Source organism: bacterium, from assembly GCA_023150945.1.
In the GTDB taxonomy this organism is placed as follows: domain Bacteria; phylum Zhuqueibacterota; class Zhuqueibacteria; order Zhuqueibacterales; family Zhuqueibacteraceae; genus Coneutiohabitans.
Window position 1 is genome coordinate 79831 of record JAKLJX010000024.1, and the last position, 20185, is coordinate 100015.

The 20185-nt window shown below is 59.5% G+C and carries 17 protein-coding genes; 2 read left to right on the forward strand and 15 right to left on the reverse strand.

Features of this window, described 5'->3' with window-relative positions:
* Nucleotides 1-17: 17 nt before the first annotated feature.
* Together L6R21_23440 and L6R21_23445 are read right to left on the reverse strand one after the other, a co-directional pair.
* Nucleotides 18-2414 (reverse strand): serine hydrolase, encoded by a 2397-nt coding sequence (locus L6R21_23440; GenBank protein MCK6562167.1) that lies wholly within the window; start codon nucleotides 2412-2414, stop codon nucleotides 18-20.
* A gap of 158 nt (nucleotides 2415-2572) precedes the next feature.
* Nucleotides 2573-2833 carry a hypothetical protein gene (locus tag L6R21_23445; GenBank protein ID MCK6562168.1) on the reverse strand — a complete coding sequence of 87 codons (261 nt, stop codon included), beginning with the start codon at nucleotides 2831-2833 and terminating at the stop codon, nucleotides 2573-2575.
* 36 nt (nucleotides 2834-2869) lie between these two features.
* Between L6R21_23445 and L6R21_23450 the strand changes: the two genes are divergently transcribed.
* The gene (locus L6R21_23450) at nucleotides 2870-4666 is read left to right on the forward strand and encodes a M2 family metallopeptidase (GenBank protein MCK6562169.1); all 1797 of its coding nucleotides are present in this window, start codon (nucleotides 2870-2872) and stop codon (nucleotides 4664-4666) included.
* A gap of 230 nt (nucleotides 4667-4896) precedes the next feature.
* Here L6R21_23450 and L6R21_23455 read toward each other — a convergent pair whose 3' ends face one another.
* The 13 genes from L6R21_23455 to L6R21_23515 form a co-directional block, all read right to left on the reverse strand.
* Entirely contained in the window at nucleotides 4897-6153 is a 1257-nt protein-coding gene (locus L6R21_23455) for a cysteine desulfurase-like protein (GenBank protein MCK6562170.1), read from the reverse strand.
* A gap of 329 nt (nucleotides 6154-6482) precedes the next feature.
* Complete coding sequence (locus tag L6R21_23460) at nucleotides 6483-7910, reverse strand: aminotransferase class V-fold PLP-dependent enzyme (protein MCK6562171.1); 1428 nt, start codon at nucleotides 7908-7910, stop codon at nucleotides 6483-6485.
* Complete coding sequence (locus L6R21_23465; protein MCK6562172.1) at nucleotides 7911-9089, reverse strand: glycosyltransferase; 1179 nt, start codon at nucleotides 9087-9089, stop codon at nucleotides 7911-7913. It lies immediately after the preceding gene.
* Between the two features lie 75 nt (nucleotides 9090-9164).
* Nucleotides 9165-10301, reverse strand: a complete 1137-nt coding sequence (locus tag L6R21_23470) for a DegT/DnrJ/EryC1/StrS family aminotransferase (GenBank protein ID MCK6562173.1) — start codon at nucleotides 10299-10301, stop codon at nucleotides 9165-9167.
* Between the two features lie 119 nt (nucleotides 10302-10420).
* Nucleotides 10421-11194 (reverse strand): transferase, encoded by a 774-nt coding sequence (locus L6R21_23475; GenBank protein MCK6562174.1) that lies wholly within the window; start codon nucleotides 11192-11194, stop codon nucleotides 10421-10423.
* A complete protein-coding gene (locus tag L6R21_23480) occupies nucleotides 11175-12200 on the reverse strand; it encodes a Gfo/Idh/MocA family oxidoreductase (GenBank protein ID MCK6562175.1) in 1026 nt (341 codons plus the stop codon). Before L6R21_23480 ends, L6R21_23475 begins: the two co-directional genes overlap by 20 nt.
* A 2-nt stretch (nucleotides 12201-12202) precedes the next feature.
* Nucleotides 12203-12697 carry a DinB family protein gene (locus L6R21_23485; protein ID MCK6562176.1) on the reverse strand — a complete coding sequence of 165 codons (495 nt, stop codon included), beginning with the start codon at nucleotides 12695-12697 and terminating at the stop codon, nucleotides 12203-12205.
* 133 nt (nucleotides 12698-12830) lie between these two features.
* The gene (locus L6R21_23490) at nucleotides 12831-14651 is read right to left on the reverse strand and encodes a capsule assembly Wzi family protein (GenBank protein ID MCK6562177.1); all 1821 of its coding nucleotides are present in this window, start codon (nucleotides 14649-14651) and stop codon (nucleotides 12831-12833) included.
* 4 nt (nucleotides 14652-14655) lie between these two features.
* Nucleotides 14656-15933: a hypothetical protein gene (locus L6R21_23495; GenBank protein MCK6562178.1), complete on the reverse strand. Its 1278-nt coding sequence runs from the start codon at nucleotides 15931-15933 to the stop codon at nucleotides 14656-14658.
* 61 nt (nucleotides 15934-15994) lie between these two features.
* Nucleotides 15995-17329: a thymidine phosphorylase gene (locus L6R21_23500; GenBank protein MCK6562179.1), complete on the reverse strand. Its 1335-nt coding sequence runs from the start codon at nucleotides 17327-17329 to the stop codon at nucleotides 15995-15997.
* A 1-nt stretch (nucleotide 17330) separates the two neighbouring features.
* On the reverse strand, nucleotides 17331-17999 hold the full coding sequence (gene deoC / locus L6R21_23505; protein MCK6562180.1) for a deoxyribose-phosphate aldolase: 669 nt from the start codon (nucleotides 17997-17999) through the stop codon (nucleotides 17331-17333).
* 255 nt (nucleotides 18000-18254) lie between these two features.
* Nucleotides 18255-18554 (reverse strand): DUF2442 domain-containing protein, encoded by a 300-nt coding sequence (locus L6R21_23510; protein MCK6562181.1) that lies wholly within the window; start codon nucleotides 18552-18554, stop codon nucleotides 18255-18257.
* 35 nt (nucleotides 18555-18589) lie between these two features.
* Complete coding sequence (locus L6R21_23515; protein ID MCK6562182.1) at nucleotides 18590-18868, reverse strand: EutN/CcmL family microcompartment protein; 279 nt, start codon at nucleotides 18866-18868, stop codon at nucleotides 18590-18592.
* Nucleotides 18869-19427: 559 nt separating this feature from the next.
* On the opposite strand from L6R21_23515, the gene L6R21_23520 reads away from it, so the two are divergent.
* A complete protein-coding gene (locus L6R21_23520) occupies nucleotides 19428-20153 on the forward strand; it encodes a hypothetical protein (protein ID MCK6562183.1) in 726 nt (241 codons plus the stop codon).
* Nucleotides 20154-20185: the final 32 nt, after the last annotated feature.

Below are 20185 nucleotides of genomic sequence, written 5' to 3' on the forward strand. Positions count from 1 at the left end.
GAACCTCCTTCACATTGTTATTGTGGCATCATTTCGGCTTTGATTCCGCCTGCAGGCGCTACGACCAACGGCGTGTTTTGGATCGGATATCTGCGCCAGTCTTTGTAATCGAAATGCCACCATTCGAATTCATAAACGGTGAAGCCGTGCGCCTCCATCGTCCGGCGCAGCAATTCCCGGTGCCAGCGCTGCGCACTGGTGCCGCCGGGATAATCAGGATGGGCGCGCACCGAGAATTCATCATAGCCGCTCACCATTGGCACCGGTTTGCCGGTGGCCAGCTCATACAGCGTGAGATCAACCGCGCAGCCGCGATTGTGACGCGAGCCGCGGGAAGGATCCGCGACATAGATCTTCTTGTCCGCGGGCGTGGCTTCCCAAAACATTTTGGTGACAAACCAGGGACGGTAGGCGTCGTGAATCAACAGACCGTAGCCCTTGGCTTTCAAGCTGCGATGCGCGGCCAGCAACGCCTGCGCTGCCGGCCGCTGCAGCAACGCTTTGGCGTGATCGTAAAAAACCGCGCCCATGAAATTGTTGGTGGAAGCATAACGAATGTCGAACTGGAGGGTGGAATCGAGGCCGGCGAGATCAACCAGATCAGGCGTGAGAAAATCATTGCCGGCTTCGGCGGGCGGCTGCGCAGCCAACGCCGCGGCGCGCAATTCTGCCGCCGGTTTGAGCGGGGTCAGGCGAAAGGTCTCACCTCGCTCCACGCCGAGCTTGCGGCGTTTGAACACAATGCCGGCGGCTTCCACCTCGGTGGCCAGCCCCTCACCGTCGCGCGCAAAAATGAGCTGCTCGCCGTGATACAGGCCGTAATCGGGAAAGGCAAACACCTCGGCCGAAATTTCCGTGAGCGGGTAGGAGAAGAACCACTCGATCAGTGCATGCAAGCGGCCGTTTCGTTCGAGAATGTAGAGGGTGTTGTGATCCCAGCCGTATTCGCCGATCAGACCCTGCCATTTCTCCGACGCGGGTGGCGGCGCAAGATCCGGCACACGGCGGAACACCTTGCCGTCCATGAGCAGAGAGTCGTGGCCCACGGCCAGCAGGCGCGTGCCGAAAGCCAGGCTGCCGTCGGTGATCAGCGTGTCGCCCAGGGCGCGCAACGGCGCGCACACCGTGCCGCGCCACATCAGCAATTTGCCACTGCGCGCCAGCAACTCGATGCGTTCATCACCGGTGGCATAACTGCCGGCAAGCTGCTGCCCGCGCAGCGAGTCCACCGGCTGCGTGAAGACAAATGACGGTAGCGGCTGGTGGGCGCGTTGCGCCAGCATGAGGCGATGGGCGTGACTGACGATGCGGTCAATGACGGTATTCGCGCAATCTCTGGTGGTCACCGCAATGACACCGAGTTTGTCGTCGGGCAGGGCGCTCAATTGCGTCGCGAAGCCGTAGAGCACGCCGTCATGGCCGAGGCGGCGATGGCCGGCGAAGTCGCTCACAAAAAAACCGAGACCAAAGCCATACGTGCGACCGGCGGGCACGAACTGCGGCGTGTACATCAGCTCGAGGGTTTCGGGCTTGAGAATCTGCACCTTGCCGGCGCGGCCGCCATTGAACAACACTTGCAGAAATTGCGCGAGATCAGCAACGCTGGCATACAGATTGGCAGCCGGAACCAGGCCCAACTCAAACGTCGGCGCGGGAAATTCGCGCTCGTCATAACCCCACATGTAGGCTCGCGCGAGTGACTTGATCACGCTGGCATCGGGCGCAAAGGAGCTGTGCTGCAATCCCATCGGCTGCAACACCGCCCGCTGCATGTAGGCCGCAAACGGTTCGCCCTGCACGCGCTCGAGCACATAACCAACAAGCGAGATGCCGGCATTCGAATACTTGGTGCGCGTTCCCGGCTCATAAACCAGCGTAGTGGCATGCAGACTCTGCACGGTGGCCGCCAGCGCAGGCTCGGAGGGATCGAAGTAACTGCCCACCGGCGGCTCGCGCACCAATCCCGCGCGGTGTGACATGAGTTGCCGCAAAGTGATGGGTTGTTTGAATGGGTTGCGGGGCTGAAACTCCGGCAGGTAGGCGGTCACCGGGGCATCGAGATCAAGGCGACCGGCTTCGACCAGTTGCATGATCGCAATGTCGGTGAACAATTTCGACACCGAACCGACGCGAAAAACCGTCTCGGTACTCGCCGGAATCTTGCGGTCGGGATCGGCCCAGCCGAAGCCGCGCGCCCACACGATCGCCTGGTCATCGACCAGGGCAATCGCGAGCGCGGGCAGGTTTTTGCCGTCCATTTCGTGCTGGATGACGCGCTCGAGTTCAGTGGCAATGCTGAGATAATCAGGACGAGGGGCAAGCCTGCCGGAGGCTGCGGCAGAGGCAAAGCAGAAAAGCCAAACGAGGGTAAGAAATGAGAACTGCAACCGCCAGGTTCGTGGTTGGATAGTCATCCCGGTTCCCTTCCTCACGCTGGATTTGATATCAAGATCGACAAGCAAGCTAACACGGAAGCTTTCAAAAGCAAGGGAATTGTTGAGGCGCGCGCGGCACCGCGGCTCAGGCCGTTGTCCTTGACATTTGAGCAGCGATTCCCAATCTTGCACCGAGTTCATGAGAAGTATTCACCCAGCCCGAACGAACCGGAGCCAAAGAAGGCAGAAGCGACCGCAAAGCCACGCATAGAAAAGACTCGAGTTTTGTCTTTCAGAACCGCCGGTAGAAAATGATTGGGAAATCTTTGCGGCTTTGCTTCTCGGCGTGAATTCTTTCGCTCAAAGTGGAAAAAGTCCGAGATTTTCAGAATTGACACAAAACCCGCATCAATACAGGTCGAGAAAGCAACCACCGAACAGATCTTTGCTTTTTGCAACGAGTTTACTCTTTAGTGACTAATCGAAGGGAAACGATGATGAAGACTTTTCTCTTGCTGGCCGGAATGATGCTGCTGGCGGCGTGCGCGCCCTCGCCGCAAGCCCTGCAATCGCAGGCGCAGGAATTTCTTGACGACTACACGGCAAGATTCAAAGAACTGTCATATGCCTCCGCGCAGGCGGAGTGGGCTTCGAATACCAAAATCGTCGAAGGTGACACCACCAATGCGCACAACACGCGCGTGGCCAACGAAGCCCTGGCCGCCTTCACCGGCAGCGTGGCAAACATCGAAAAGGCGCGTCACTTTTTGAAAGAGCGCGACAAGCTGACGCCGCTGCAGGTCAAGCAACTGCAGATGATTCTCTACAAAGCGGCCGACAAGCCGCAGACCGTGGCCGAGGTCGTGAAGGCGCGCATTGCCGCGGAGGCCGCGCAAACCGAGCAACTCTTCGGCTTCACGTTTCAGATTGCCGGCAAACCGGTGACCACGAATGAGATCGACAATCTGCTGAAAACCTCGACGGATTTGAACCAACGGCTGCAAGCTTGGGAGGCTTCCAAGGAAGTCGGCAAACAGCTCAAGGACGGCCTGGCAAACCTGCAGCGCTTGCGCAACCAAACAGTGCAGGCTTTGGGCTATGCGGATTATTTCAGCTATCAGGTGTCGGATTACGGCATGACGGTCGACGAGATGATGGCGCTGATGGACGATCTCGTGCGTGAGCTGCGGCCGCTCTATCGCGAGCTGCACACCTATGCGCGCTATGAGCTGGCGAAAAAATATGGCGTGCCCGTGCCCGCGTTGCTGCCCGCCCACTGGCTGCCCAACCGTTGGGCGCAAGATTGGAGTCCGATGATCAACGTCGCCGGCTTCGATCTCGATGCGGCGCTCAAGGACAAGTCCGCCGAATGGATTGTGCAGCAGGCGGAAGAGTTCTACGTCAGCCTGGGCTTCGCTAGAATGCCCGCGAGCTTTTGGGAGAAGTCGTCCCTCTATCCCCTGCCGGCGGACGCGCCCTACAAGAAGAACAATCATGCTTCGGCGTGGCATCTCGATCTGGAGCAGGACATTCGCTCGCTGATGAGCATCGAACCCAACGCGGAGTGGTACGAAACCACGCACCATGAGCTGGGCCACATTTACTATTACATGAGCTACACCAACGACCAGGTGCCGCCGCTGCTGCGTGAGGGCGCCAATCGCGCTTATCATGAGGCCATCGGCAGCATGCTGGGACTGGCCTCGATGCAAAAGCCCTTCCTGCAAAGCCGCGGTTTGCTGCCGGCGCAGGCGCAGAGCGATGAAATGCAGACGCTGCTCAAGGAGGCGCTGAATTACATCGTCTTCATCCCGTTCTCGGCGGGCACCATGTCGCGCTTCGAGCATGAGCTGTATGCGAAGAACCTGCCGCAGGAGCAATACAACCAGCGCTGGTGGGAATTGGCGGAAAAATACCAGGGCGTTGTGCCGCCCGGCCCGCGCGGAGAGGAATATTGTGACGCCGCTTCCAAGACGCATATCAACGATGACGCCGCGCAGTACTATGACTATGCGTTGTCCTTCATTCTGCTTTATCAACTGCACGATCACATCGCCACCAAGATTCTGCAGCAGGATCCGCACGCGACAAACTACTACGGCAATCAAGAGGTGGGCAAATTCCTGGCAGACATCATGCAGCCCGGCGCCAGCCGTGATTGGCGGGAAGTGCTGAAGGAAAAGACCGGCGAGGACTTGAGCGCGAAAGCCATGTTGCGTTACTTTGCGCCCTTGCTGGATTATTTGAAAAAGGAAAATGCCGGCCGGGAACACACGCTGGTCGATATCTGATGCTGGATGCTGGATGCTGGATACAGGAAGCTGGATACAGGAAGCTGGATACAGGAAGCTGGATGCTTGATGTTGGATGCTGGATGCTGGATGCTTGATACTGGATGCTTGATGCCGGATACGGATGCTGGATACTGGGTGCTGGATGCTGGATATTGATTACTGATCACTGAAAACTGGTTGCCGGCGCTCAATTAGAGGAGCGAGAAAGCCGGCAACCAGCATCTTTTTCACACCAACGTTTGCAGGACGGCCAACAGGCGATCAATCTCCTCTTCGGTGTTGTAGTGCACCAGACCGATGCGCACGACGCCGCCTTTGTCTGCATAGCCCAAGCGCTTGATCACTTCGACCGCATAGAAATCGCCGTCCCACACATAGATGTTCTCTTCGCCCAGGCGTTCGGCAACTTCTCGCGGTGTGTGTTTCTCCATGCGCAGTGCGACCGTGGGCGTGCGTTGGGAATAACGGCCGGGATCGGTGATCCCGAACACACGCACGCCGGGAATCGTCTGCAAGCCGGCAATGAGCTTCTGCGCGAGGCGGTGTTCGTATGCCTGCACCGCCCTCATCGCCGCTTTCAAATCACGCCTTCTACCCTGCCAGCGTGTCTCCTCCGCTGAGGCGCCGGTCTGCCGCCCGAGTTGCGCCAGATAGTCGATTGCCGCCACGGTTCCCGCCAAGCCTTCGTGATTCAGTGTCCCGGTTTCGAATTTGTATGGCGGAGTTGGTTCCTGCGGGCGGACTTTGTAGGCCGGCAGCCGGTCCATCACCTCATGTTTCCCATAGAGCACGCCGACATGCGGCCCGAAAAATTTGTAGGCTGAGCACACGAGGAAATCGCAGTCAAGAGCCTGCACGTCAATCGGGCCGTGTGGCGCAAAGTGCACGGCATCGACATAAACCAGTGCGCCGGCGGCATGCGCCCGGGAGATGATGCGGGCGACATCATTGATGGTGCCCACTGCGTTCGAGGCATAGCCCACGGCGACCAGTTTGGTGCGCGGTGAAAGCAGCGCTTCGAGCTGCTCCTCGGCGAGCGTGCAGTCTTCGGGATGGAAATCGAGAAACTTGATCGTCACGCCTTGTTCTGCCAGCGCCAGCCAGGGCGCAACGTTGGCATCATGATCCAGGCGGGTAAGAATGACTTCGTCGCCGGGCTGGAGCGCGCGGCCCAGGCTGCGGCTGAGGTGAAAGGTGAGCGAAGTCATGTTCGCGCCGAAGGCAATGTTGTCGGGCGAGCGCGCGTTGAGAAAATCAGCCAGCGCGGTGCGCGCCGCGTGAATCGTCTCGTCCGTGCCGCGGCTGGTGGCGAACGCGCCGTGGGTATTGGAGTAATTGTGAATGATGTGCCCGGCCATCGCAGTGATGACGGACTGCGGTACCTGGGTGCCGCCCGGGCCGTCGAAGTAAATCGCGGGCCGGCCGGCGGCGTCCCGCAATTGCAGCGCGGGAAATTGCGCGCGGCTGGCAATGAAAGGATTCATAAAAGGCCCTGCAAGTTATGTTTCATCTGGTTGAGTCTTGTGCAGCACTCGCAGCCAAGCCCATCTTCTCCCAACCTCCTCTATTCTTCACCGCCTCAACCCTTCACAAAACTGCCCCCCCTGCGCTGCAAGCTGGCCGCAGAGGCTTGCCGCATGGCGGACACGTGGGTGGATGCCAAATGCGACAGCGCGGCTGCACTTGATGTCATGATCGCAAGAATCTTCCCAGCGCTGGGCACGGCCCCGGTATTGGGAAAACCCTTGCAGAGTGACATGAAAAGGAACAGGTGTGCGACTTGGCGTCGTTGTGCAGAAATCATCCCGTCTTCCTAGCTGGAGGTTTCACTTTCCAATTCCTTTGCCGCCGTGGCAATCACCTCGAACGCCTCCTCCACCTCGACCTGATGCGTGCGAAAGCTGAGCACACAGGCGCGAATCACGAACTCGCCGTTGAGCAGCGTGCTGGAGAGAAAAAGCCTGCCGCTGTTGTTGATATATTGCAGCAGCCGGCGGTTGAAGTCATCGACCTGACCGCGCCGTGGGCGATAGCGGAACGCCACCACCGAGAGATCAGGCTCGGCTAGGCATTCGAAGCCGGGCGCTTCCAAAAAGCGTTGATAGAGCCAGCGTGCCAGGCGCAGCTTTTCCGCGAGGTTTTCACGGAACGCTTGCACGCCAAACAGCTTCAGCGGCAGCCACACCTTCAAGCCGCGAAACGAACGCGACAGCTCCGGCGAATGATCGGTGAAATTGACTTCTCCCGGCGGCGTGAATTGATCCTGCATGTATTCCGCGGTGAGCATGTGAGCGCGCCGCAGCAATTCGCCTTCCTTCACCAGCAAGCTGCCGCAGCCGTAGGGCACAAACAGGCCTTTGTGCGGATCGAGTACGAGCGAATCCGACTGCTCGAGGCCCCGAAGCTTGCGCCGGCCCTCTTCACACAAATTGAAAAAGCCGCCGTACGCGCCATCGATGTGATACCACAGGGAGTGTTTGCGGCAGAGTTGGGCGAGATCTGCGAGCGGATCGACCGCGCCGGTGTTGGTCGTGCCGGCGTTGCCAATGAGCAGAAACGGCTTCAGCCCGGCGGCGCGATCGGCTTTGATGGCATCTTCAAAACGCTCGGGCACGGCGCGAAACCGCCGGTCCGCCTCGAGCAGCCGCAGATTGCGCTCGCGCAGGCCCGCCAGCATCGCGCTTTTCACGAGCGAATGATGCGTTTGGGTCGAAGCATAGATGACACCGTCACCGATCTCGTCGCCGAGCAAATGATGGCGCGCGGTGACGATGGCGCTGAAGCCTGCCAGCGAACCGCCGCTGGTGAGAATGCCGCGGGCGGTGGCAGGATAACCCATCCACTGCGCGAACCACTCCAGCACATTGGTCTCGAGCCGGGCGGCCGCGGGCGCGCCGAACCAGGCGCCGACAAAGCGATTGGTGGCCGCTGACAGTAGATCCGCCAACGCTGAGGGATAAAGGCCGCCGCCGGGAATGTAGCCCATGTAGGTGGGATGCGCCGCATTGATGGAGACCGGAATGATTTTTTCCATCAAGAAGGGTAACAACTCCGCGAAAGCCGTGCCGGTTTCAGGCGGCGGCTCACGCAGAGAGTGCGCGATTGCCGCGGCATTGGCGAGATTGGCGCGCGGTGAGTGAGGCAGATCAACAATGTGTTGCACCACGGTCCGCACACAGGCCTCGCCCATCGCCTGCATCACCTCCGCCGGCAACTCCAGATTGGTGACGTGGGACTGCATTTATTCCCTCCGCAAAACGTGACGGTAGACTGCAACGATGCGCCGCCCGATTTCCTCCCAACGGTACGGCAAAGCTTGCTGCCGGAGATGGCCGGAGTCCCATTGCTGCTCGCGGGCACGTTCCAATGCCCGCGCCAGAGATTTCTCATCTTCAACCGGCGTCAGCAAACCGCTTCGTTCATCGGTGAGGACAGCAGGCGCCATGCCGGTCGCCGTTGCCACCACCGGCTTGCCGCACGCCAGTGCCTGCAGCAAGACCGCCGGCCCACCTTCGCTGCGGCTGGGAATCACCACGGCCTCGGCGGCGTTGATCCAATGCGGGATCGTCTCCGGAGGTTGCGCGCCCGCAAAGAAAATCCGCGCACGCAAACCCAGCGCGTGTGCCAGCGATCGCAAGGCTCGGGTTTCGGGACCGGCGCCCACCAACACAAGCATCAGGTCTCCGCTCGTTTGCGCCAGCGCGCGCAACAGCACATCAATGCCTTTCACGTGATGATGGTTGGCAACGCAGAGCAGCACGAACGCGGAGGCGAACTGCGGCGGTCGCAGCGTGCGCGACGCATCGGGAGTTGGCTGGAAGGCGTGGCAATCAACGCCCTGCGGGATGACAAACACTTTCGCGGGCGCGAGGCCTTCTGCCAGAATGTCTGCGCGCATGTGATCATTCAGCGCAATGATGGCGTCAGCGGCATGCAGCGCGGCGAGAATCTGCGGCCGCTTGCGGGGCGCGTGACGCCAGACATTGAGGTCCGAGCCTTGCGTGGTCAACACCAACGGCCGGCCGAATTCCCGCGCCAGTCTGCTTGCCACCCAGCCGCTGCGATAGGCCCAGTGCGCGTGAATCAAATCGAATTGCAGATGATGCTGCCGGATTGCCGCCGCGGCGCGCCGCTGGAATTCTGCCGGGGCGCAGCGCTCCGCGACCAGCGGCACATAAGGCACGCGCAAACGCAAAACCAGCCGGCCGGCTTCGTCGTGTCTGCCGCCGGCAGGCTGTACTCTGCGCAGGTTCCGATAGCGCGGCAGCGGTGGATACCAGACCGCGGGCGCGATCACTCCCGCAGTCTGACAGCCGAGCAAATGCGCAAGTTGTTCGCGAACGAAGACACCCTCGTGCGGTTGCGCCGGATGGGGATAGAATTCCGACACGATCAAGACGCGCAGGCCGGCGCCATTCATGCGCAAATGGCGGGCATGGCGTCCAGGCGCGCCAAGACGCGGTTAGGCCGGCAAGCTGGCTGGCGGCTGTGCCGTTCACGCAAGTGCTGCCGTGCGCAAGGCAACGGCAACGTGCTCGACCATGGCATTACTCATCTCCGCGTACATCGGCAGGCTCAACACGCGTTCAGCCGCCGCTTCAGAAACCGGAAAAGTGCCGCGCCGCAATCCCAAATGGGCGTAGGCGGGCTGCAAATGCAGGGGAATCGGATAATGAATGCCGGTGGCAATGCCCTGTTGCTTCAACTTTTCCTGCAGGCGCTCGCGCTGCTCGACCTGCACAATGAAAAGATGATAAACCGCCTCCTGGCCGGGCGCCACGGCCAGCGGCCGCACCGCCGGACAATCCTGCAAGAACTGGCGGTAGAGCGCGGCAATTTCACGACGGCGCGCATTCCACTGCGGCAAGTGGCGCAGTTTGACCTCGAGCACCGCAGCTTGCAGCGTATCCAAACGATGATTGTAGCCGATCATCAAATGCTCATGCTTCGTCTCGCGGCCCTGATCGCGCAACCGGCGCAGGCGATTCGCCAATTCCGCATCGTTGGTAACCACCGCGCCGCCATCGCCATAAGCGCCGAGATTCTTGCCGGGATAGAAACTGAAGCAGGCGGTAACTCCCATGCTGCCGGCAACGCGGCCGCGGAAGGTGGCGCCATGCGCCTGCGCGGCATCTTCAATCACCGGAATTTGATGCTGTGCCGCCATCGCCAGAATCGCGTCCATATCCGGCATTTGGCCGTAGAGATGAACGGGCATGAGCGCGCGCGTGCGGTGCGTGATCGCGGCCTCGAGTTTGCCGGCATCCATCTCGAGCGTTGCCGGATCGACCTCGACAAAGCGAACCGTGGCGCCGGTGCGGGTGATGGCCGAGGCCGTGGCGATGAAAGTGTTGGGCACGGTGATCACTTCATCGCCCGGGCCAATCTCCAAAGCGCGCAGCGCGAGATAAAGCGCATCCGCGCCGTTGGAGACGCCGACCGCGTGCGCGGTTTGGCAGAACATCGCGAAGTTCCGCTCGAACGCCTCCACCGCGGCGCCCCCGACAAAATCACAATTTTCCAAAACCGGCTGGATCGCCGCGGCAATTTCGTCTTTGATGCTGCGGTACTGTGCCTTCAGATCAAGAAACGGTACGGCCGCCGGCACGGCGTCCGGTTGACTCGCTTGCATGAATGCCTCCTGCATCGCTTGAGTGTGAATCCCGCAAAACCAGAATGACATGGCCTTTCATTTCGCGGGCTGCGTCTCCGTCCGGGCTTTATCGCATATCAAATCCCGGGCGGCTGAATTCAATAAGGTCTGGCGATCAAATCATAAGGGCAGGTCAGGTCCGCAATCGTCTTGATCACGCGGCCGGGATTGCCTGCCACCACGGCATGGTCCGGCACATTCTCCACCACCACGCTGCCCGCGCCGATCAACGCGCCGGCGCCGATCACAATATCCGGCAGCAGCACGGCATTCGCGCCGATCTTGGCGCCGCGGCCAATGGTCGGGCCTTTCAGGCATTGCTTGACTTCGGGGCACAGCGGGTGCAAGGCGTTGGTCAACACCACGTTCGGTCCGATCCAGCAATCGTCTTCGAGAACGGAGTATTCCGGCACAAAAGCCTGGGAGTGAATGCGCACCCGGTTGCCGATCCGCACGTGATGTTCGATGACCGTGCCGGTGCCGACGCTCACTTGGTCGCCGATGGTGTTGTATTCGCGAATCATCACGTGATGGCCGGTTTGGAAATTTGCGCCGATCGTGTTGCCGGCGTAGATCACCGTGTGGGAACGCAGCAGGCTGTTGGCGCCGATGAGGGTCGCCCCCGCCTCTTCGCCGGCCGCTGCCGGCGGCAGGCCGATGAGGCAGTACGGCTGCACCACGGTGCCGTCGCCCAGTTGCACATGGGGAAGAATGGTGTAATTGTCAGCGGCAAAAAACCTCTGCCTCTCCGTGGCCACTTTCACCTCGCTGCCTTTGGCGTCATTGCCGGCGGCAAGATAAGCCGGGCGCAGCAGAAAGGCAAGATTGGAAAAAAGCGTTGCGACAAAACTGTCAAATTTGCACGCACTCACCGCCGCGCTGCAACGAGCGGCTGCCTGCTGCGAGAATTCTGACCACGGCCAGGCCGTTCTCGCCGTCGCTCAGCGGCCGTTGGTTGGCGCGAATGCAATCGATGAAATGCTGGCACTGCGCCTTGAGCGGCTCGAGCAGGTCGACTTTGGGAATCAACAAATCGCCGGCGCGGCGAATGAGCTGAAAGGCGCCGAAGGTGTCAAACTCCCCCAAGTGCGCGGCGAGATTGTGGCGGGTGATGCCTTTGTCGAAGAGTTGAATCTTGTGATCGGGATGCACGTCATCATAGACGATCATCTTCTGCGCGCCGACAATGGTCATCTGCCGGACTTTGTTGGGATCCAGCCAGCTCACTTGAATGTGAGCCGCAACGCCGCTGGCGAAGCGCAGATGCAGGAAAGCCACATCGGCGATGCCGGGCTGCAGGTAGGCGTTGCCGTGCACCGCGATCGCCACCGGCGATTCTCCCAGCCAGTGCAGGATGATCGACAAGTCATGCGGGGCGAGATTCCACATGGCATCGACTTCGCGACGCACAATGCCGAGGTTCAAGCGCCGCGAGGTGATGTAATAAATCTCGCCGGCCAGTCCCTCCTGCAAATAAGCCTTGATGCGCTGCACCGCCGCATCATAGAGAAAAGTATGCCCCACCATCAACACGCGCTGCCGGGACTGCGCCAGTTCCACGAGGGTCTCGCACTCGCGCACGGAAGGCGCCAGCGGCTTTTCCACGAACACATGCAATCCGGCCGCCAGCGCCTGCTGGGCGAGCGCAAAATGCGAATCGGGCGGGGTGGCAATTGCCACGGCCTCGAGTTCCGCGGCCGCAAACACCTCGCGGGCCTCGCGGCAGCAAATCAGCCCGGGATGTCTTTTGGCGAGCGCGGCCAGAGATGCCGGGTTGTGATCGCACACCATGGTCACCTGCGCGCCTTCCGCCTCCAAAAAGTTGCGCAGCAGATGGCGACCCCAGTAGCCTGCGCCGATTTGCGCCAAACGCACCATGCTCAGGAATGCGCGGCGCTGAGCGCGAAGATCTGATTGAGGTGATGCTGCAAGTGATACAAATAGTCGCGCATGAGGTATTTCAAACTGATGGGCACGCGCTTTTCCACCGGCCGCCAGGCAATCTCATACAAGTTGTGCTTGCTTCTTCTTTTGCGCAGCGTTTCATCGGGCGTCACCGTCATCACATGCAGCAAGTGCAGGTTGTAGGCCTTCCAAAGCTGCACCAGCAGCGGCCAGGAAGCCTGCTGATACTTTTGCACCTCCACCCACTTGTCCTGATCATAGCTCGGGAACACCAGATCTTCCGAAAGCTGGGCCAGCACGAAACGATGGTGATTGTTGCCGGCGGAATCGATCAAATGGCCCAGCAGCTCGCGCGCCGACCACTTCTCCGGCGCCAGGCGAATCTCACTCTGCGCTTCTGAAATGGCCAGCAGCTTCTTTTCCGCTGACTCGATGGTTTGGCGAAATTCGTTCAAAAAATCTTCATCCATGGCTGAATCTCCTCATTTGATGATGCGATGATGCGCGCAGCGGTCTGTATCTGGTGCACGGTTACGCTGATTCATATGATATGCGGGTCGCAAGACAATCCCCATAATCTTCAATTTCTGCGAAAGCGCAGGCTTATTCGTCCGCGTTCCATCCCAATGCCAAAAAGAGCGAATGCGTCTGCACTTCCCGCCGCCCGCCGGTTGCCGGCGCATTCTTGTGGCGGATCGTCTCCAGCGCCGCTTGCAGTCGTAGATTGCGCCACAACTCATAGCTCGCCTGCAAACGGAAGGCGGTGCGCCGTTCCACGATGCCGTCGAGAAAAAAAACCATCTGCCGGTCGTTCACATGAAACGGCCGATCAACATCTCCGCCAACGTTGCGCTCGGCCGGATTGGCGCCATGCCGATACCGCTCGGCCGACAACTGCACCTGCCACCGCCGGTTGCCCCAAAAGAGCCATTCGGCGTGCAGCAGATCCGCATTCGGGCCCGCGGAATGGCCCAGAATCGTGTCATAGTTTTTATAAACGTTGATCGGAAACGTGTGCGAATAGACATACGGCTCGAGGCGAACGTATTCCACGCGCCAGTCGCTGCGCGGCAAACCCAGCGGATTCGCCGCATGCACGCCGGCCAGCCACGCGACTTTGTTGCCATACCAATTTTCACCCACGCGCGCCACCGAGAAATCGTCGACAAACCATTCGCCGTAAAGCCGCACGCCGTTGCGCGGACGCATTTCAAAATCGAGGCCCAGCGTGGCATTGTCGCGATCGCCGAGATAATGCTCGGCGCTGCGGTAAAACATGATGGGATTCAAATACGCCGGTTCCAGGCCGCGCTCGCCGTAGATCACAGTCTCATGCACGCCCAGTTTCAACCACGCTGCCGGCGCGATTTCCAGGCGATGGCCGGCGAGATACTTTTGCGCGAAGATCTGCCGCTGCACCCCGTTCGCGAGATAAGAGGAAACGATCACCGGCGGATGCTGGCGCAGCGCCGCATGCACATAAGTGAATTGCGCCCGCCAGACCTGCACGCTGAGTTTGAATTGATCATAGGAAGTCGCGTAATCACTCAACGCCAGCGCGCCGGTGTAGCCCGGCCCCCAGCGGTTGAAGTTCTTGCCGAACATCACGCTGAAATGCGGCAGTGAGAGATAAAGATACGCCACCGTTTCATCATGATAAACATGCGTGCCGTGGCCGCGCGCGAAACCATAACGCGGCCAGGCCAGCCGGGACGAGGTGGGATAGGTGCGCGTGCCGTGCTCTTTGGTGTCGCGGCTGTTGAGATAAAAGCCCAGATGCCGGCCGAGCGTTCCCCAAAACACGAACCCTCCGGTGTTTTGGAATACGCGTTCCGAGCGCGCCAGCGTATCTGTATCGTTGAACCGGCCGTCACGATAGAAAATCGGGTCAAAGAAAAACCGCAATGCGCCGCTTTCCAGGCTGAGCAAATTGCGGCGATTGGCATACAGCGGGCCGGGCAGCCAATCGACCCACTTCTCCTGCAGTGCACGTTGCCGGTCAACACCGGCGCGCACGGAATCCATGCGGCCGAGACGCGCAACTTCTTCGGAGAATTCAAAGAACGCAAATTCCAGCGCCTCGCGTTCACTGCGATCGAGGCGATCACCGTGCGCCAGGTAGGCAGTGAGCAATGCGCGCGTCATCGCCTCGCGGGTCAGCGGCCGGCTGCCGGTCAAACCAACCTGAGCGAAGCCGCGCGTGCGCAACCGGTCCAGCAGGCGATACGACCAGTGCGTCAATGCCACCTCGATAGTCTGCGCCTGCAGCGCCGGCATGGCACTCAAACAAAACAGCACCAGCAGCCACAGTTGCCGGCCGCCGCAATGCTGCGCGCTGTCGCCACCGGCGCGAGGCTTGAGCCATCGCCAGAGTTGTTCGATCATGAGATCAAACCACGGCTGGGCCGGGGCCGGCCGGTGCATGGCATCACGTCGTCACCTCGGGCGAGGCCTGCGGCTTGCCGGAGCGCCACAGGCTCCGCCATTTCTGCACCTCTGCTTCGTGCCAATGCAGGTTGCGAACATAATGCCCGAGGAATGCCGCCATCACGCTCAGGATGAAAACCACGCCTGTGCCGATCAACAACAGCAGCAGGCGCTTGGGCTGCGTGCGAAACTCCGGCGGCACGGCGCGATCCAACACTTGCACCGTGGGCGTATCTCGCGCTTCTTGAATCTTTGCTTGGTGATATTGTTGCGTAAGCAATTGCCAAACCGTTTCCTGCACTTTCAACTCACGGGTCAATTCCGCCAGCCGCCGGCCCAATGCCGGCATTTCTGCAAACGGAATCAAGTATTCCGGTTGCGCTGCTGCGGGGGCGGGCTTGCCGGCCTGCAGACGCTGATACTGCTTCTCCAGTGCGGCCACTTCGGCTTGCAGTGCAGCCAGCGCGGGATTGTCCGGCGTCATGCTGCGCCGCATGAGATCGAGCTGCACCTGCTTGGCGATCACATTGCCCTTGAGCGCGCCGGCCTGTTCCATCACTGCGCGCATTTGCTCATCCAAACCGATGGCGCCATAGCGCGTTTGAAACCGTGTCAGACTGTCGGCCAGCACCGCCATTTGCCGCGAGGTGTTTTCCAACTGCGCCTCGATATAGCGGCGGGAGTTGCGCGCCGCTGACACGCTTTTCTCTTGATTGACCCGGTCCAACTCCGCCACAAAGGCGTTGGCAATCGCCGCGGCCAGCTCCGGAGATTCCATCTCAACGATGATTTCGATAATGCCCTGCTCGGTGGTGGACAATGTCGTGCGGCGATAAAGCCTGCGCAGTGCCTTCTCTTCACTTTCGATCTCCCAGAGGTCTGCCAATGTCTTCCGGGTTGAATCAATCACGATCGGGTGATGCAGCACGCCCGACCCGACGCTCCGGCTGCTCAACACTTCCACGAACAATTCCGAGGTCGAACGCGCTTGCGGCATGGCGAAACGCACCAATGGCGAATTGTTGAGCAGGCTCAGCCAGTCTTGCTGGTCCTGCTTGTCCGGCGGCAGCAGCGTGGCACGCGCGCTGTAGGTGGGCGGCCAGATCAATCCGAGCAGGAGGAAAAAAAACGCAGCCAGCACGACATTGCGCAGGAGCATGCGGCGCTGTGACAGAACGATCGCCAGGGCGGTGAAAAAGTCGACCTCAAAAGGGGCGGAATGGCTGTGGCCGTTGGCCGAAGCGCCAGCAGAGGAGGATTGTGAGGAATGCTCGGGCATGCAGCAGCTCAAAAACAGAGGTAAAAGCTCCACGCGGAATTCTTCAGACCGGCGGCCGGACTCACATCTCCGCAATGGCGTGGCGGCCGTCGCCATCCAAGCGGGCAATCAGCAGAGGAGGCGGCGTCACAGCGTGATCCGCAATGACAAAACTGCGTTGCGCGCCGGCTGCCATCCCCGCTGCGATTGCGACGGTCGAGCTTTGCAGGAGTGCCAGGGTTTCGCCGGCGCGCACGGCCTCGCCGACTTTCTTGTGCAGCGTGATGCCGGCCAGCGGATCGACCTTTTGATTGACGCTCACGCGGCCGGCGCCCAGCGCCATTGCGAGTTGGCCAAGAGCGCGGGCATCGATCTGCGCAACATAGCCCGCGGCGTTCGCTGTCACTGCCAGGGTATGCCGGGGCTTGGGATAGCGGCCGGGCTCCTCCACGTATTCCACCTGCCCATGCTGGGCTTCGACGATTTCCACAAATTTCCGCCACGCCGCACCGCTGTCCAGCACGCTTGCGAGTTGCCGGGCGCCGGCGCGCAGATCAAGGGTTTGCCCTGCCGCTTTCAGCATCGCGGCGCCCAGCGCCAGCGTCACGCGGCGCGTATCGCGCGGACCGCGGCCCTGTAACACCGCGATCGCCTCACCCACCTCCACCCAATTGCCGATGGTGTTGCCCAGCGGCTGCGACATGTCGGTGAGCAGCGCGATGGTGGGCAGATCGAAATGCCGGGCGATGCGAATCAAGCGCGCCGCCAATTCTTCGGCAGCCGAAGCCTCCGAAAAAATCGCGCCGCTGCCGGTTTTCACATCCAACACCAGCGCGTCGATGCCCTCCGCGAGTTTTTTGCTCAAGATGCTGGCGCAGATCAGCGGCATCGAGGGCACGGTGCCGGTGACGTCGCGCAAGGCATACAGACGCCGATCGGCCGGGCAGATGTTCTCGGTTTGTCCGATCAAACACGCGCCCACGCTCGCCGTCAGCCGTTGAAATTCTGCCAGGGAAAGTTGCGTTTGAAAGCCGGGGATGGCCTCGAGTTTGTCGAGCGTGCCGCCGGTGTGCGCCAGGCTGCGGCCGGAGATCATCGGCACCGCGATGCCGGCAGCGGCCATCAGCGGCGCGAGAATGAGGGAAACCTTGTCGCCCACGCCACCGGTGCTGTGCTTGTCGACTTTGGGGAGGGCAATGCCGGAATGCCGCAGCACCACGCCGGAGTCGCGCATCAGCCGCGTCAGCGCCACCGTCTCGCGATCATCCATGCCGCGAAAATAGATCGCCATCAGCAGCGCGGACATTTGATAGTCGGGAATTCTGTCCTCGAGATAAGCCGCGAGGGCGAATTCAATCTCCTCGTCGGTGAGGGCCAGTCCGTCGCGCTTCCTGGCAATGATCTCGGCTGCATTCATCTCAGGCGGCCTTTCGGTGTTCGAGAATGGCAATGCTGGCCGAGGCGCCCAGACGCGAAGCACCGGCCGCGATCATTTTGCTGGCCGTGTCATATTCCCGAATGCCGCCCGCAGCCTTCACGCCGAGCTGCTCACCCACCACACGCCGCATCAGCGCAACATCTTCGATCTTGGCGCCGCTCGGGCCGAAGCCAGTGGAGGTTTTCACAAAATGTGCGCCCGCTTCGCGCGAGAGCAGGCAGGCCTTGATCTTTTCTTCGTCGCTGAGATAACAGTTCTCCAGAATCACTTTGACATGAGCAGGATGCGCGGCTTCGACAACGGCGTGAATGTCATGCGCGATAAAATCATATTCCCCGGATTTCAGGCGGCCAACGTTGATCACCATATCGATTTCACAAGCGCCCTGCTCGACGCATTGCTTCGTTTCATAAGCTTTGACTTCGGTGGTGTTCGCGCCGAGCGGAAAGCCGGCCACAGTGCACACCAGCACTTTGCTGCCGCGCAAGAGATGGCTGCAATAAGATACCCAGGTGGGATTCACACACACGCTGGCAAACTCGAACGCCGCGGCTTCCTGGCAGAGCTTTTCGATTTGCTGCCGCGTTGCTTCCGGCTTGAGCAGGGTGTGATCGATGTAGCGCGCTGCGAGTTCCTTCACCGGCGCAATGCCGGGCTCCGCGCCGACGCGGCACGCGCCGTGATTCACCATTTGCGTGACCAGCTCACTCTTGCAATCCGGGCACACCCAGCACCAGTTGCAATGCGGCGTGTGCTGATGCCGAGCCAGCTCTTCAGCGATGAGGCGGTCGATGCGGGCGTTGAGGTTCATAAGAAATCAAGATTGATGATGAATTAAGGTCTTGGGAGGCGGGCTGCCGGAGAATTCAATTGCTCCGTCTTGCAGGTTATTGCTCCAATGAATTTATTTTGTGCGTTCATCGAGCCAGCGCTGAAACGAACGCGAGCTTTCACCCGATGGCCTCCCAAGAATGAGGCCCTCGATGCTCAAATCTTCATCCAGGTCAGGCCAGTGAATGCCCTCCCCTTTGCCGATTAAACGCCAATTGCTGCGTTCTTCAGGCTTGCCGTGTAGAAGCCGAGGATACCATGCCAATGGAACGGAAATGGTGCGGCCATCTGTCAAGTCCACCGTCAATGAATCTTCAGTGACCACGACATTATGCGCTTTCAACTCCTGAGTGTCACTCCCTGAAGAAGTCATTCCCGCCTTGCACTAGCGGAACTCAGTTCGCATGGTCAACGATTCGGAACATCGATGGCATCAATGACCCCCACGATCACCGCTTGCACGGGAATCTTGGGATTGTTGAGCAGCATGCGCGCGCCGCCGCCCTCGCGATTCACCAGCACCAAATCATGTGGCCCGGCATCGACTTTATCGACGGCAATCAAAGTTTCACCCTTTTCGGTTTTGCCGTCAAGTTCAACCGGCTGCACCAGCAGCAGCTTGTGGCCGCGCAGATGTTCGTTTTTGATGGTGGAGACCACGTCTCCGACAACGCGGCAAATAAGCATGAAATATTCTCACGATTCTGACGCGGCCAAAATAATCAGAAAAGCCAGGAAATGCAAATTGAAATTCCGCACGGCCAGCACCCGGGGTGACAGGGCGAAGCCCAACCTCGGCATGACAATCTCCGCAAATGCCTCGACGAGGTCTGGCGAAGCATCACACCGTCTGGTGTGTCATGCGGGACGCATCTTTTTGAGCGTCCGGCACGATCATGGTGGACTTTGCGACTCACAGCTTGCCCCAAAAGACCCTGGAGGAATGACACGACTGCTGAAGAAGTGGGGGGCAAGGCCCCAACAAAAAACTCCTGGCCCGGGCTTTGAAGCAACCTCCGGAGTTGGACAAAAATTCTTCATTCTGAAAATTTGCTGCTGCCTTTTGAAATTTCTGTAACACACTTTGATAGGGCAAGAAGTTGCGGCTACATTATCCGCACTTGGAGATGAAATTCGAATCACGCGAGCAGGGGACTGGCGATCTGATTTGTCTCCCTACTCCCTACTTCCTGGCTTCCGCATCGTTGAGTTTCAGTTCGAATCTGATCAATATTGGAGAACAAAAATGATCAAAACTCATCTTTTTGCAGCTTATGCCAGTTGCACTCTGTTGTGGTGCAGCTTGGCAATCGAGCTTGCCGCGCAAGGCCTGTCGCAATCTGTTCAACAACTCACGTTTCGAAAGGTCGATATTCCCATCGAAGGGGAATACATCGACGCGGTTTTTTATACCGATTCACTAACACAAGAATTGCGGCCCAAGATCGTTATCAGAGAAGAAAGTGTCGATTTTGTCTCGCGCGAGGGGTCGCTCAAAAACCGTGTCATTACACCTAACGGACGGTTTGCCACGATCGCAGGAAGTGGCAAGTATATCGGTTTCTATAAAGATGGGTTCCAAATTTATCGAGACGACGGAGAATTGCTATGGCGCGATGCGCCTTACGGAGACAGCGAGGACGGCCCTGGCCGACGGTACACAATCTCATCACAGGGTATCGTTTGTAATGTGCTCAAGGAGGAGGGGAAAATCATTTTTCATGATCACAACGGTAACATCGCGGCCGCACACCCTATCACGGGCGGAATGTCTCGCACTCTCAATGGAGAATGGTCGGCTGATGGACAGTTTTTCCTTGTCTCGGCAACAATGACTGGCATGTATCGTGATAACCGCTTATTCCTATTTGATGTCCGGGGCACAAAATTGTGGGAAAAGCGCACGGACAATCGATGGGTAGTTGAGATTATTGAGTTTTGCATAAGTAATAGGAAATTGACAGTTTTTTGATTATATTAAGAGGCATGAGACCTTATGGAGCT